11 protein-coding genes and 1 tRNA gene are annotated in these 15,537 nt (G+C 57.4%); all 12 read left to right on the forward strand.

What is annotated here, in order from left to right:
• Positions 1–58 precede the first annotated feature (58 nt).
• Positions 59–134, forward strand: a tRNA-Trp gene (locus ACYQ1A_RS21370).
• A gap of 70 nt (positions 135–204) precedes the next feature.
• Complete coding sequence (secE, locus tag ACYQ1A_RS21375) at positions 205–555, forward strand: preprotein translocase subunit SecE (RefSeq protein WP_499365756.1); 351 nt, start codon at positions 205–207, stop codon at positions 553–555.
• Between the two features lie 25 nt (positions 556–580).
• A complete protein-coding gene (gene nusG / locus ACYQ1A_RS21380) occupies positions 581–1,114 on the forward strand; it encodes a transcription termination/antitermination protein NusG (protein WP_053938742.1) in 534 nt (177 codons plus the stop codon).
• An 85-nt stretch (positions 1,115–1,199) separates the two neighbouring features.
• Positions 1,200–1,631, forward strand: coding sequence for a 50S ribosomal protein L11 (rplK, locus tag ACYQ1A_RS21385; protein ID WP_062222936.1), 432 nt, complete (start codon positions 1,200–1,202; stop codon positions 1,629–1,631).
• 1 nt (position 1,632) lies between these two features.
• Positions 1,633–2,328, forward strand: a complete 696-nt coding sequence (rplA, locus tag ACYQ1A_RS21390; RefSeq protein ID WP_499365757.1) for a 50S ribosomal protein L1 — start codon at positions 1,633–1,635, stop codon at positions 2,326–2,328.
• A gap of 232 nt (positions 2,329–2,560) precedes the next feature.
• A complete protein-coding gene (gene rplJ, locus ACYQ1A_RS21395; RefSeq protein ID WP_062222940.1) occupies positions 2,561–3,088 on the forward strand; it encodes a 50S ribosomal protein L10 in 528 nt (175 codons plus the stop codon).
• 42 nt (positions 3,089–3,130) lie between these two features.
• Positions 3,131–3,502 carry a 50S ribosomal protein L7/L12 gene (gene rplL / locus ACYQ1A_RS21400; protein WP_062222942.1) on the forward strand — a complete coding sequence of 124 codons (372 nt, stop codon included), beginning with the start codon at positions 3,131–3,133 and terminating at the stop codon, positions 3,500–3,502.
• 194 nt (positions 3,503–3,696) lie between these two features.
• Positions 3,697–7,869, forward strand: a complete 4,173-nt coding sequence (gene rpoB / locus ACYQ1A_RS21405) for a DNA-directed RNA polymerase subunit beta (protein ID WP_499365758.1) — start codon at positions 3,697–3,699, stop codon at positions 7,867–7,869.
• A gap of 87 nt (positions 7,870–7,956) precedes the next feature.
• Complete coding sequence (rpoC, locus tag ACYQ1A_RS21410) at positions 7,957–12,156, forward strand: DNA-directed RNA polymerase subunit beta' (protein WP_499365759.1); 4,200 nt, start codon at positions 7,957–7,959, stop codon at positions 12,154–12,156.
• A gap of 201 nt (positions 12,157–12,357) precedes the next feature.
• Entirely contained in the window at positions 12,358–12,732 is a 375-nt protein-coding gene (rpsL, locus tag ACYQ1A_RS21415; RefSeq protein ID WP_053938749.1) for a 30S ribosomal protein S12, read from the forward strand.
• 114 nt (positions 12,733–12,846) lie between these two features.
• On the forward strand, positions 12,847–13,317 hold the full coding sequence (rpsG, locus tag ACYQ1A_RS21420) for a 30S ribosomal protein S7 (protein WP_053938750.1): 471 nt from the start codon (positions 12,847–12,849) through the stop codon (positions 13,315–13,317).
• A gap of 24 nt (positions 13,318–13,341) precedes the next feature.
• Positions 13,342–15,441, forward strand: a complete 2,100-nt coding sequence (gene fusA / locus ACYQ1A_RS21425; protein ID WP_053938751.1) for an elongation factor G — start codon at positions 13,342–13,344, stop codon at positions 15,439–15,441.
• Positions 15,442–15,537 lie beyond the last annotated feature (96 nt).

Here is a 15,537-nt window from a genome sequence, read left to right on the forward strand (position 1 = left end):
TTTGTAGAAGGCTTCACAAAGAAGGAAAGGTCGGATTATAATTCCGCCCTTTCCCCGTAGGCGAGTAGCTCAATTGGTAGAGCACCGGTCTCCAAAACCGGGGGTTGGGGGTTCGAAACCCTCCTCGCCTGCCACGAATCAGATTCGCGGCCGTTTCCACAGGGAAGCGGCTTTATTTTATTTGCGGTCTCCGAAAACAGGCTCATGGAAAGCGTCGACAAATTCAAGATGACGGCTGCCGTTGTACTGGTGGCTTTGGGCGTGGCCGGGTTCTATCTCGTGCCGGCCGATCAGGGTGCACTCCGCGTATTGTTTGTTATTGCGGGGCTTTTGCTTGCTGCGACCACCATCTGGTTCTCGCAGCCTGGTCGGAATTTCGTGGATTATGCGCGCGATTCTGTCAAGGAAGCGCAGAAGGTTGTGTGGCCGAGTAAAAAAGAAACCTGGCAAATGACGGGCATTGTGTTCCTGTTTGTCGGGGTGCTTGCGCTTTTCATGTGGGCGGTCGATTCAGGTCTGACGTGGTTGTTCTACGGTGTGATCCTGGGCCGTTAATAAAAATCGCTGGCGGGGTGTTTGAATGGCTATGCGTTGGTACGTGGTGCACGCTTATTCCGGTTTCGAGAAGAGCGTGCAAAAGGCGCTGAAAGAACGCATCGAGCGTTCCGAAGTTGCACATATGTTCGGCCAGATTCTGGTGCCGGTAGAAGAAGTGATGGAAGTGAAGGGTGGTCGTAAAGCCCTGACCGAACGCAAATTCTTCCCGGGCTATGTGCTGGTTGAAATGGAAATGACGGACGAGACCTGGCATATGGTCAAGTCGACGCCGAAGGTCACTGGCTTTGTCGGTGGCTCGGGCAACCGTCCGGCGCCGATTTCGCAGCGCGAAGTCGACGCGATCCTGCATCAGATGCAGGAAGGTGTAGAGAAGCCGAAGCCGAAGGTGTTGTTCGAAGTGGGCGAAGTGTTGCGCGTGACCGATGGTCCGTTTGCAGACTTCAATGCCACTGTTGAAGACATTGACTACGACAAGAGCCGCCTCAAGGTTTCGGTTCTGATCTTCGGTCGCGCTACGCCGGTTGATGTGGATTTTTCGCAGGTCGAGAAGGTCTAAAGCCGTCTCGGTTTGCGGTAGTGGCGCCCTCGGGCGTATTCGGGAAGCGGGGTAACCCGCGCTATACCCATTCTGGAGAAATATCGTGGCAAAGAAAGTTGTCGGCTATATCAAGCTGCAAGTGCCCGCAGGTAAGGCTAATCCGTCGCCTCCTATCGGTCCGGCACTGGGCCAACGCGGTCTGAACATCATGGAATTCTGCAAGGCGTTCAACGCCCAGACCCAAGGCATTGAGCCGGGTCTGCCGATTCCGGTTGTGATCACTGCGTTTGCAGACAAGTCCTTCACCTTCGTGATGAAGAGCCCGCCCGCTACCATTCTGCTGAAGAAGGCTGCTGGCATCACCAAGGGTTCGCCGAAGCCCCATACCGACAAGGTAGGCAAGGTGACGCGCGCTCAGCTCGAAGAAATCGTGAAGACCAAACAAGCAGATCTGACCGCTGCCGACATGGACGCCGCTGTGCGTATCCTGGCTGGCTCGGCTCGTTCGATGGGTCTTGAAGTGGAGGGCCTGTAACATGGCTAAGATTTCCAAGCGTCTGGCCGCCCTCAAGGCCGCTGTAGATCGTAACAAGCTGTACGCTGTTGATGAGGCCCTGAGCCTGGTCAAGGGTGCTGCTACCGCCAAGTTCAACGAATCGATCGACGTTGCTGTCAATCTCGGTATCGATGCACGTAAATCCGACCAGGTTGTTCGTGGTTCGGTGGTGTTGCCGAAGGGTACGGGCAAGTCGGTTCGCGTTGCTGTATTCACCCAGGGTGCCAACGCAGAAGCCGCTAAGGCTGCTGGCGCCGAGATCGTCGGTTTCGAAGATCTGGCTGAATCCATCAAGGCCGGTAACCTGGACTTCGACGTGGTTATTGCTTCCCCGGATGCAATGCGCGTTGTGGGTCAACTGGGCCAGATCCTGGGCCCGCGTGGCCTGATGCCTAACCCGAAGGTTGGCACTGTGACCCCGAACGTTGCTGAGGCCGTCAAGAACGCCAAGGCCGGTCAGGTTCAGTACCGTACCGACAAGGCCGGTATCGTGCACGCCACCATCGGCCGCGCTTCGTTTGAAGCCGCTGATCTGCGCGCCAACCTGACCGCTCTGGTTGATGCACTGCAAAAAGCCAAGCCGGCTACTTCCAAGGGTGTTTACCTGAAGAAAGTGGCTGTTTCCAGCACCATGGGCGTGGGCGTTCGCGTCGACACCGCTACGCTGGCTGGCTAAAAGAACTTTGGGCCTGGCCGGATTTCCGGCCGGGAATGTCAAAGACCGCAGGCGCGGCGCAAGCTGCTTAATCCGGAACTGGTTGTATCAGGTTCACCCTGCGCAGACGGTGGTCCCAATAAATCATGGTTACTCCATCCCCAGCCGGGGGTGGTGCTCCTGATGGACTGGTCGCCGTTTGAATGGAGGTGCATGTTCGCGTGCACCTGTTCAAAGCAAATGGAGGTAGACCTTGAGTCTCAATCTCGAAGACAAGAAGGCCGTCGTAGCCGAGATCGCGGCAGAAATTGCCAACGCTCAAACGCTCGTCGTTGCCGAGTATCGCGGGATCGAGGTTGCCAGCATGACTCGCCTGCGCAAGCAGGCTCGTGAGTCCGGCGTATACCTGCGCGTTCTGAAGAACACGCTGGCACGCCGCGCGGTTGAAGGCACCCCGTTTGCCGGTCTGGCTGACCACATGGTCGGCCCGCTGGTTTACGGTGTGTCCGCAGACCCGGTCGCTGCAGCCAAAGTGCTGAACGACTTCGCCAAGAAAGACGACAAGATCGTCGTCAAGGCCGGTTCTTATGATGGTCAGGTGCTGGATGCAGCGGGCGTTGCTGCCCTGGCTTCGATCCCGAGCCGCGAAGAACTGCTGTCCAAGCTGCTGTACGTCATGAAGGCTCCGGTTGCAGGCTTTGCCCGCGCCCTGGCTGCTCTGGCAGAAAAGCAAGGCGGACCCGCTACGGAAGCTCCGGCTGCCGAAGCCGAAGCCGTTTAACCCGATTTCGATTCATACAAAGATTTTCAGGAGTAATACCAAATGGCTCTGTCCAAAGAAGATATCCTCGACGCGGTTGCAGCCCTGACCGTTATGGAACTGAACGACCTGGTTAAGGCGTTCGAAGAAAAGTTCGGCGTTTCCGCCGCTGCTGTTGCAGTTGCTGGCCCGGCTGGCGCCGCTGCTGCTGCTGTTGAAGAAAAGACCGAATTCGACGTTATCCTGACTGGCGCTGGCGCTCAGAAAGTTGGCGTGATCAAGGTTGTGCGTGAAGTGACCGGTCTGGGCCTGAAAGAAGCCAAGGATCTGGTTGACGGCGCACCGAAGCCGGTCAAGGAAGGCGTTTCCAAGGCTGACGCTGAAGCCATCCAGAAGAAACTGGTGGAAGCAGGCGCTACCGCTGAGGTGAAGTAATCGTCCCTTGGACGTTTAGAAAGGCAGGCGGAGGAATCCGCCTGCCCTTTTGCGTTTGTTCACATCGTGTCGCCGTTTGACACTGGCCGCCGGGCCAGGCAGTTGATAAACCGGAAACCGTTTTTCCCCCGCCAACCGCGGGCGGCGCTTTGCGGTTTGTCTTTTGCGCCCTACTCCATGGAGAGTTTGTGAGTATGAATTACTCGTTCACTGAGAAGAAACGCATTCGTAAGAGCTTTGCGAAACGCGCGAACGTCCTTGATGTTCCGTTTTTGCTGGCCACCCAGATCGACTCGTATAACGAGTTCATCCAGCTGGGTGTATCGATCGCTGATCGCAAGAATATCGGCTTGCATGCCGCATTCACGTCCATTTTCCCGATCGTTTCGCACAACGAAAACGCGCGTCTTGAGTTTGTCCACTATGTATTGGGCGAGCCGCCCTTTGACGTGATCGAGTGTCAGCAACGCGGTATTACGTTTGCTGCGCCGCTGCGCGCCCGTGTGCGTCTGGTCATCATGGACCGCGAAGCCGCCAAGCCGACCGTCAAGGAAGTCAAAGAGCAAGACGTGTACTTTGGCGAAATCCCGCTGATGACGCGTAATGGCTCGTTCGTGATCAACGGCACTGAGCGCGTGATCGTGTCCCAGTTGCACCGTTCGCCGGGCGTGTTCTTCGAGCACGACAAGGGCAAGACCCACAGCTCGGGCAAACTGCTGTTCTCGGCACGGATCATTCCGTACCGCGGCTCGTGGCTCGACTTTGAATTCGACCCTAAAGACTTGCTGTTCTTCCGGATCGACCGTCGTCGCAAGATGCCGGTTTCGATTCTGCTGAAGGCGCTGGGCTATACGCCGGAACAGATCCTCAAAGAGTTCTATGACACCGACACCTTCCATATGGGCAAGGACGGTCTGTTCATGGAACTGGTGCCAGAACGTCTGAAGGGCGAAGTTGCGCGCTTTGACATCGTTGCCGACGACGGCAAGGTACTGGTACAGAAAGACAAGCGTGTCACCGCCAAGGGTATCCGCGACATTCAGGCCGCTGGCCTGAAGCGTCTGCCGGTGCCGGTCGATTTCCTGGTAGGCCGTGTGCTCGCGCATGATGTTGCCAATCCGGAAACCGGCGAGCTGATCGCACGTGGTAACGACGAAATCACCGAAGAACTGGCAATCAAGTTTGATCAGGCCAACGTGGCGCAAGTCCGTGTCCTGTACATCAACGAGATCGACCAGGGCGCGTATATCGCTGCCAGCCTGCGTAACGATGACGTAGCTGATCAGTACGCCGCCAAAGTGGCCATCTATCGCATGATGCGTCCTGGCGAGCCGCCGACCGAAGATGCAGTCGAAGCACTGTTCCGCGGTCTGTTCTTCTCGGAAGACCGTTACGACCTATCGGCTGTGGGCCGCATGAAGTTCAACCGTCGTGCCTATCCGGATCGTCTGGAAGAGAAGGCGCCGGGTTGGCAACGTGCGTTCTACGAGCGCGTGGGTCCGCAAGGCCTGGAAGGCGTGGGCGTGCTGTCGGTTGACGACATCATTGCTGTGATCGGCATTCTGGTTGAACTGCGCAACGGCCGTGGCGACGTGGACGATATCGATCACCTCGGTAACCGTCGCGTACGTTCGGTGGGCGAATTGGCCGAAAACCAGTTCCGCGCCGGTCTGGTGCGGGTTGAGCGCGCGGTCAAGGAACGTCTGTCGCAAGCTGAATCCGACAACCTGATGCCGCATGACCTGATCAATGCCAAGCCGGTTTCGGCCGCGATCAAGGAATTCTTCGGTTCGTCGCAACTGTCGCAGTTTATGGACCAGACCAACCCGCTGTCCGAGATCACGCACAAGCGTCGTGTATCGGCACTGGGCCCGGGCGGTCTGACGCGTGAACGCGCGGGCTTTGAAGTCCGTGACGTGCACCCGACTCACTATGGTCGCGTCTGCCCGATTGAAACGCCGGAAGGTCCGAACATTGGTCTGATCAACTCGCTGTCTTGCTACGCCCGCACCAACGAATACGGTTTCCTTGAGACCCCGTATCGCAAGGTGGTGGATAGCAAAGTCACCGACGAAATCGAATACCTGTCCGCGATCGAAGAGGGCAAGTACGTCATCGCTCAGGCTAATGCCGAGCTGGACGATGCCGGCACCCTGATCGACGACATGGTCACCTGCCGTGAACACGGTGAAACCATCATCGCCACGCCGGATCGCGTGCAATACATGGACGTGGCCCCGAGCCAGATCGTGTCCGTGGCTGCTTCGCTGATTCCGTTCCTGGAACACGATGATGCAAACCGTGCCTTGATGGGTTCGAACATGCAGCGTCAGGCCGTACCGTGTCTGCGCGCTGAAAAGCCCATGGTTGGCACCGGTATCGAGCGCACTTGCGCGGTCGATTCGGGTACCGCTGTGGCGGCACTGCGTGGCGGCGTGGTCGACTTTGTCGATGCCACCCGTATCGTGATCCGCGTCAACGATGATGAGACTCCGGCCGGCGAAACCGGTGTGGATATCTACAACCTGACCAAGTTCACGCGTTCCAACCAGAACACCAACATTAACCAGCGTCCGGTGGTTGCGCGCGGTGATCGTATCGCTCGTGGCGACGTGATTGCGGATGGCGCTTCGACCGATCTGGGCGAAATGGCGCTGGGTCAGAACATGACCATCGCGTTCATGCCGTGGAATGGCTACAACTTCGAGGATTCGATCCTGATCTCGGAGAAGGTGGTGGCAGATGATCGCTACACCTCGATCCACATCGAAGAACTGTCGGTGATGGCGCGTGACACCAAGCTGGGCCCGGAAGAAATCACCCGTGATATCTCCAACCTGAGCGAGCGCATGCTGGGCCGCCTGGACGAGTCCGGCGTGGTTTACATCGGTGCTGAAGTCGAAGCCGGTGATGTGCTGGTCGGTAAAGTGACGCCTAAGGGCGAAACCCAGCTGACGCCGGAAGAGAAGCTGCTGCGCGCAATCTTCGGCGAGAAAGCTTCCGACGTTAAAGACACGTCGCTGCGCGTGCCGTCGGGCATGACCGGTACCGTGATCGACGTACAAGTGTTCACCCGTGAAGGCGTGGAGCGTGACAAGCGCGCCCAGTCCATCATCGACGAACAACTGCGTCGCTATCGCACCGACTTGAACGATCAACTGCGTATCGTTGAAAACGACTTGTTCGAACGTATCGAGCGGATGATTGTCGGTAAGGTTGTTAACGGCGGTCCGAAGCGTCTGGCCAAGGGTGCCGAGATCACCAAGGAATACCTGGCTGATCTGACCCCGCGTCAAGACTGGTTCGATATCCGTCTGGCCGACGAAGATGCTGCGCGCCAGCTTGAATCGATGAAAGACCTCGTTGCACAAATGAAGTCCGATTTCGATCTGCGCTTTGAAGATAAAAAGCGCAAGCTGACCCAGGGCGATGAACTGCCGCCGGGCGTGATCAAGATGGTCAAGGTGTACGTGGCTGTTAAGCGTCGCCTGCAGCCGGGCGACAAGATGGCCGGCCGTCACGGTAACAAGGGTGTGGTTTCCAAGATTCTGCCGGTGGAAGATCTGCCGTACATGGCGGATGGCACCACGGTGGACATCGTGCTGAACCCGCTGGGCGTTCCGTCGCGGATGAACATTGGTCAGATTCTGGAAGTCCACCTCGGTTGGGCGGCCAAGGGTATCGGCCAACGTATCGACAAGATGCTGAACGAACAGCGCCAGTTGTCCGAACTGCGTGACTACATTGGCAAGATCTATGGCACGTCTGGCAAGCCCGAAGATATTTCGGACTTCACCGACGTTGAAGTGATGAACCTGGCCAAGGGTCTGCGTAAGGGGATGGTGTTTGCCAGCCCGGTATTCGACGGCGCCAAGGAAAGCGAGATTCACGAAATGCTGAATCTGGCCTACCCGGACGAAGACGAACGCACCGGTCTGCTTGATTTCAACGACACCAAGACCCAGATGCAACTGTTCGACGGCCGTACCGGCGAACCGTTTGAGCGCAAGGTTTCGGTTGGCGTCATGCATTACCTGAAGCTGCATCACCTGGTTGACGACAAGATGCACGCGCGTTCGACTGGCCCGTACTCGCTGGTAACGCAACAGCCGTTGGGTGGTAAGGCGCAGTTTGGTGGTCAACGTTTCGGTGAGATGGAAGTGTGGGCGCTGGAAGCTTACGGCGCCGCCTATACGCTGCAGGAAATGCTGACCGTGAAGTCGGATGATGTGAACGGTCGGACCAAGGTCTACGAGAACATCGTCAAGGGTGACCATCGCATCGATGCGGGTATGCCGGAATCCTTCAACGTGTTGGTGAAGGAAATCCGCTCCCTCGGTATCGATATCGATCTGGAAACTAACTGACCATGTGAGGTGTGAGGGGTGCCCGCTGCCTTGGAGCAAGCGGGTACCTCACACCTGACTCCTCACCCTCACAGGAGAAAGATTGAGATGAAAGGCTTACTGGAACTCTTCAAGCAAGTCACCCAGGACGAAGAATTCGACGCGATCAAGATCGGGCTGGCCTCGCCCGAGAAGATCCGTTCCTGGTCGTATGGCGAAGTGAAGAAGCCTGAGACCATTAACTACCGTACGTTCAAGCCTGAGCGTGACGGTCTGTTTTGCGCCCGTATTTTCGGGCCGATCAAAGACTACGAATGCTTGTGCGGCAAGTACAAGCGTCTGAAACACCGCGGCGTGATCTGCGAAAAGTGTGGCGTTGAAGTCACGCTGTCCAAGGTTCGTCGCGAACGCATGGGCCACATCGAGCTGGCCAGCCCGGTTGCGCACATCTGGTTCCTGAAGAGCCTGCCCTCGCGCCTGGGTATGGTGCTGGATATCGCATTGCGCGATATCGAGCGCGTGCTGTACTTCGAAGCATTCATCGTGGTTGAGCCGGGTATGACCCCGCTGCAACGCGGTCAACTGCTGACCGAAGAAGACTACTTCGACAAGGTTGAAGAATACGGCGACGAATTCGTTGCGTTGATGGGCGCCGAAGGCATCCGTGAACTGCTGCGCAATCTGGACGCTGACAACGAGATCGCGACCCTGCGTCAAGAACTCGAATCGACCTCGTCGGACACCAAGATCAAGAAGATCGCCAAGCGCCTGAAAGTGCTCGAGGCCTTCCACAAGTCGGGCATCAAGCCGGACTGGATGGTGATGGAAGTGCTGCCGGTGCTGCCGCCTGAGCTGCGCCCGCTGGTGCCGCTGGATGGTGGCCGCTTCGCGACCTCCGATCTGAACGACTTGTATCGCCGCGTGATCAACCGGAACAACCGTCTCAAGCGTCTGCTTGAGCTGCGCGCGCCGGACATCATCGTGCGTAACGAAAAGCGCATGCTGCAAGAATCGGTGGATTCGCTGCTGGACAACGGTCGCCGCGGTAAGGCAATGACCGGTGCCAACAAGCGTCCGCTGAAGTCGCTGGCTGACATGATCAAGGGTAAGGGCGGTCGTTTCCGTCAGAACTTGCTGGGTAAGCGCGTCGATTACTCGGGTCGTTCCGTGATTACCGTGGGCCCGTACCTGCGTCTGCATCAGTGCGGCTTGCCGAAACTGATGGCGCTGGAACTGTTCAAGCCGTTCATTTTCCACAAGCTGGAAGTGATGGGCCTGGCCACCACCATCAAAGCGGCCAAGAAAATGGTCGAAGCGCAAGAAGCGGTGGTGTGGGACATTTTGGAAGACGTCATCCGCGAGCATCCGGTGCTGCTGAACCGCGCGCCGACGCTGCACCGTCTGGGTATCCAGGCGTTCGAGCCGGTACTGATTGAAGGCAAGGCGATCCAGCTGCATCCGCTGGTCTGCGCGGCATTCAACGCCGACTTTGACGGTGACCAGATGGCTGTTCACGTGCCGTTGTCGCTGGAAGCGCAGATGGAAGCCCGCACGCTGATGCTGGCCTCCAACAACGTGCTGTCGCCCGCTAACGGCGAGCCGATCATCGTGCCGTCGCAGGATATCGTGCTGGGTCTGTACTACATGACCCGCGAAGCGATCAACGCGGCTGGTGAAGGCATGAAGTTCACCGACGTGCGCGAAGTGCATCGTGCTTATGAAAACAAAGTGGTCACGCTGCAGACCCGCATCTCGGTGCGTCTGAAAGAGTTTGTGCGTGATGATGCCGGTGAATGGCAAGCGCAGATGGTGCGTCGTGATACCACCGTCGGCCGTGCCATCCTGTCTGAAATCCTGCCGAAGGGCCTGGACTTCAGCCACATCAACAAGGCACTGAAGAAGAAAGAAATCGGTCGTCTGATCAACGCATCGTTCCGTCGTTGCGGTCTGAAAGACACCGTCGTGTTTGCCGATCAACTGATGTACACCGGTTTTGCGTATTCCACGCGCGGTGGCGTCTCGATTTGCGTCGACGACATGCTGGTTCCGGCCAAGAAGGTCGAACTGCTGGCTGCAGCCAACGCCGAAGTCAAAGAGATCGAGCAGCAATACAGCTCCGGTCTGGTGACGCAAGGCGAGCGCTACAACAAAGTGGTCGATATCTGGGGCCGTGCCGGTGACCAGATTGCCAAGGCGATGATGGACCAACTCGGTAAAGAGAAGGTTGTCGACGGCGAAGGCAAGACGGTTGATCAAGAGTCGTTCAACTCGCTGTACATGATGGCCGACTCGGGCGCTCGGGGTTCCGCAGCGCAGATCCGCCAGCTGGCTGGTATGCGGGGTTTGATGGCCAAGCCGGATGGCTCGATTATCGAGACGCCGATTACGACCAACTTCCGCGAAGGTCTGACCGTTCTGCAGTACTTCAACTCGACGCACGGTGCCCGTAAGGGTTTGGCCGATACCGCGTTGAAGACCGCTAACTCGGGTTACCTGACCCGTCGTCTGGTCGACGTGACGCAAGATCTGGTGGTGACCGAGGACGATTGCGGCACCAAGTACGGCGTGACCATGAAGGCAGTGGTGCAGGGCGGTGACGTCATCGAAGCACTGCGCGACCGTATTCTGGGTCGTGTGGCTGCGGTCGATATCGTTGATCCGGCTTCGCAAGAAACCGCGATCGAAGCGGGCACCATCCTGGGTGAAGACGAAGTTGATCAGATCGACGCCATGGGCGTGGACGAAGTGCGTGTACGCACGCCGCTGACTTGCGAAACCCGTTACGGCCTGTGCGCTTCGTGCTACGGCCGCGATCTGGGCCGCGGTCATCGCGTCAACGCCGGTGAAGCTGTGGGTGTTATTGCGGCGCAGTCGATCGGTGAGCCGGGTACCCAGCTGACCATGCGTACGTTCCACATCGGTGGTGCGGCATCGCGAGCAGCAGCGGCTAGCCAGGTTGAGACCAAGTCCAATGGTCATATCGCGTACAGCGCCAACATGCGCTACGTGACCAACACCAAGGGCGAGCAGCTGGTCATCGCGCGTTCGGCCGAAGTGCTGGTGCTGGATGACAACGGTCGTGAGCGTGAACGTCACAAGGTGCCGTACGGCGCTACGCTGATGGTCAAGGATGGCGAAGCGGTCAAGGCCGGCGCCGTGCTGGGCACGTGGGACCCGCACACCCGTCCGATCATTACCGAGTACGCCGGTCAGGTGCGCTTCGAGAACGTCGAAGAAGGCGCCACCGTCGTTAAACAGGTGGATGATGTGACCGGTCTGTCGACCCTGGTCGTGATCGATCCGAAGCGTAAGGCGGGTGCGTCCAAGGGCGTGCGTCCGCTGGTTAAACTGACCGATGAAAACGGCCACGATGTGAAGCTGACCGGTACCGATACTTCGGTAACGATTACCTTCCAGGTAGGCTCGATCATTACCGTGAAGGACGGTCAGGTTGTGGGCGTGGGTGAAGTTCTGGCGCGTATTCCGCAAGAAACCGCCAAGACCCGCGACATTACCGGTGGTCTGCCGCGCGTTGCGGAACTGTTCGAAGCGCGTTCGCCGAAAGACGCCGGCATGCTGGCGGAAATCACCGGCACGATGTCGTTCGGTAAGGACACCAAGGGCAAGCAACGTCTGATCATTACTGATCCGGACGGCATGGCTCATGAATACCTGATCCCGAAAGACAAGCACGTGATGGTGCACGATGGTCAAGTCGTGAACCGCGGTGAAAACATTGTCGACGGCCCGATCGATCCGCACGATATCCTGCGTCTGCAAGGTATCGAGGCGCTGGCGCGTTACATCGTGCAAGAGGTGCAAGAAGTTTACCGACTGCAGGGCGTGAAGATTAACGACAAGCACATCGAAGTAATCGTGCGTCAGATGCTGCGTCGTGTGGTGATTTCGGCTTCGGGTGATACCGGCTTTATCCTGGGTGAACAGGTTGAACGTGCTGAAGTACTGAGCATGAACGACAAGATGGTTGCCGAAGGTAAACAACCGGCGCAGTACGAGAACATCCTGCTGGGTATTACCAAGGCTTCGTTGTCGACCGATTCGTTTATCTCGGCCGCATCGTTCCAGGAAACCACACGTGTTCTGACCGAAGCCGCCATCATGGGCAAGGTCGACGAACTGCGCGGTCTGAAGGAAAACGTGATCGTGGGTCGTTTGATCCCGGCCGGTACCGGTCTGGCATACCACCGCAGTCGCAAACGTGCTCCGGCCAATCCGGATGCACCGTCGGCAGAAATGCTGGCAGCGGAGGCCGCATTTGCCACCGTTGGTCAGGACGAAGGCCAATAAAACAGGCAGGAGCCCGGAATCCCGGGCTCCGAGCCGAATGCGCTTGACGTCAAGCGCTTGATTTTCTTAAAATCTACGACTTTTCTGGCGACGCTCAGCCTGCTGAACGTCGCTAGCTTCATTTGGTGGCCCGGTCCATGTGGCCTGGCGGCCAGAAAAAGGCCCCGTGAGGGGTGTGTAAACTCAAGGAAGTTTTTAACAATGCCAACTATCAATCAGCTGGTCCGCAAGGGCCGCGAGAAGGAAGTGGTGAAGAGCAAGGTTCCCGCGCTCGAAGCCTGCCCTCAAAAGCGTGGCGTGTGCACTCGCGTGTACACCACAACGCCGAAAAAGCCGAACTCCGCACTGCGTAAAGTGTGCAAGGTACGTCTCACCAACGGTTTCGAAGTCATTTCGTACATCGGCGGTGAAGGCCACAACCTGCAAGAGCACAGCGTTGTGCTGATCCGCGGCGGTCGTGTCAAGGATTTGCCGGGTGTGCGTTACCACACCGTGCGCGGCTCCCTGGATACCGCAGGCGTTAAAGATCGTAAGCAAAGCCGTTCGAAGTACGGCGCCAAGCGCCCGAAGGCGTAATGGCTGTGTGGTCGGCGGCACACATCAAAGCCGTCGAGTAAGTGGCCGTCTTATGGATGGCCGTGGGGATCAGCAATTGTCCCCGACTGAATGTCACATCAAGGAAGCAATATCATGCCAAGACGCAGAGAAGTTCCCAAACGCGACGTTCTGCCGGATCCTAAATTCGGCAGCCAGGAACTGAGCAAATTCATGAACGTCGTCATGATTGACGGCAAGAAGTCCGTGGCCGAAGGCATCATTTACGGTGCACTGGCCCAGATCGAGAAGAAGACCGGCAAGAACGCGCTGGAAGTATTCTCGACTGCAATCAATAACGCGAAACCGATCGTCGAGGTTAAGAGCCGTCGCGTCGGTGGTGCCAACTATCAGGTACCTGTCGAAGTCCGTCCCAGCCGTCGTTTGGCATTGGCGATGCGTTGGGTGCGCGACGCGGCTCGCAAGCGTGGCGAAAAGTCCATGGATCTGCGTCTGGCTGGTGAGCTGCTTGATGCCGCGGAAGGTCGTGGCGGCGCGATGAAGAAGCGCGACGAAGTTCACCGCATGGCAGAAGCGAACAAGGCGTTCGCGCACTACCGCTTCTAATGCACAACGCTTAAGGAAATCATCGTGGCCCGTAATACTCCTATTGAGCGCTACCGTAACATCGGTATCTCCGCTCACATTGATGCAGGCAAGACCACCACGACCGAGCGTATCCTGTTCTACACCGGTGTGAACCACAAGATTGGTGAGGTTCACGACGGCGCTGCCACCATGGACTGGATGGAGCAAGAGCAAGAGCGCGGTATTACCATTACTTCGGCTGCAACCACGACCTTCTGGAAAGGTATGGGTATGCAGTTTCCGGAACACCGCTTCAACATCATCGACACCCCGGGGCACGTGGACTTCACCATCGAGGTGGAACGTTCCATGCGCGTACTGGATGGCGCATGTATGGTGTATTGCGCGGTAGGTGGTGTGCAGCCCCAGTCTGAAACCGTATGGCGTCAGGCTAACAAGTACAAAGTGCCGCGTCTGGCCTTCGTGAACAAGATGGACCGTTCCGGCGCCAACTTCTTCCGCGTGGTCGAGCAGATGAAGACGCGTCTGAAAGCCAACCCGGTACCGGTGGTTATTCCTATCGGCGCTGAAGACGGCTTTGAAGGCGTGGTTGATCTGATCAAGATGCAGGCCATCTTCTGGGATGAAGCTTCGCAAGGTATGAAGTTTGAATACCGCGAAATCCCGGCAGAGCTGCAAGCTGTCGCTGAAGAATGGCGCGAAAAGATGGTTGAGTCGGCTGCTGAAGCCAACGAAGAGCTGATGAACAAGTACCTTGAAGAAGGTACGCTGACCGAAGAAGAAATCGTGTCGGCCATCCGCACTCGTACCATCGCTTGCGAAATCCAGCCGATGCTGTGCGGTACCGCATTCAAGAACAAGGGTGTACAGCGCATGCTGGACGCCGTGATCGAATTCCTGCCGTCCCCGGTTGATATTCCCCCGGTCGGTGGTACTGATGATCGCGAGCAACCTGCTACGCGTGAAGCTTCGGATACCGCGCCGTTCTCGGCACTGGCATTCAAGCTGATGAACGACCCGTATGTCGGTCAGCTGACTTTCTTCCGTGTTTACTCGGGCGTGGTCAAGCAAGGTGATTCGGTTCTGAACTCGGTGAAAGACCGTAAAGAACGTATCGGTCGTATCGTGCAGATGCACGCCAACGATCGTAAGGAAATCGACGAAGTTCACGCGGGCGATATCGCCGCAGCGATCGGCCTGAAGGATGTCACCACTGGTGAAACCCTGTGTTCGCTCGATGCCCCGATTATCCTCGAACGCATGATCTTCCCGGATCCGGTGATTCACGTTGCTGTCGAACCGAAGACCAAGGCCGACCAGGAAAAGATGGGCGTTGCCCTGAACCGCCTGGCCAAGGAAGATCCGTCGTTCCGCGTTCGTACCGATGAAGAATCGGGTCAGACGATTATTTCTGGTATGGGCGAGCTCCACCTGGAAATTCTGGTTGACCGTATGAAGCGTGAATTCGGCGTTGAAGCCAACGTCGGCGCGCCGCAGGTTGCTTACCGCGAAACCATCACCCAGGTGGCGAAGGATATCGAAGGCAAGCACGCCAAGCAGTCCGGTGGTAAGGGTCAGTACGGCCATTGCGTGATCACGGTTGAACCGTCTGGCGAAGGCAAGGGTTACCAGTTCTTCGACGAAATCAAGGGTGGCACGATTCCCCGCGAATTTATCCCGTCGGTGGACAAGGGTATCCAGAACACGCTGAAGGCTGGCGTGCTGGCTGGCTTCCCGGTGGTGGACGTTTCCGTTCATCTGACCTTCGGTTCGTACCACGATGTCGATTCGTCGCAAATCGCCTTTGAACTTGCTGGCTCGCTGGCATTCAAGGAAGCAATGCGTCGCGCCGGTGCGGTTATCCTCGAGCCGATGATGGCCGTGGAAATCGAAACGCCTGAAGAATACATGGGCGACATCATGGGCGATCTGTCTTCCCGTCGCGGTATCATCCAGGGCATGGATGACAACCCTGCCGGCGGCAAGATGGTCAAGGTGGAAGTGCCGTTGTCCGAGATGTTTGGTTACTCGACCACGCTGCGTTCGATGTCGCAGGGTCGTGCTACGTACTCCATGGAGTTCAAGCACTACTCGCAAGCGCCGAAGCACGTTGCCGACGCCATCATGGCGAACAAGAAATAATTGAATCACGACGCCCGGCGGCATGCCGCTGGGCCTTTAAATTCTGACTATTAAGGAATTAGCGAAATGGCTAAGGAAAAATTTGCGCGGACGAAG

This window comes from Silvimonas sp. JCM 19000, assembly GCF_054652575.1.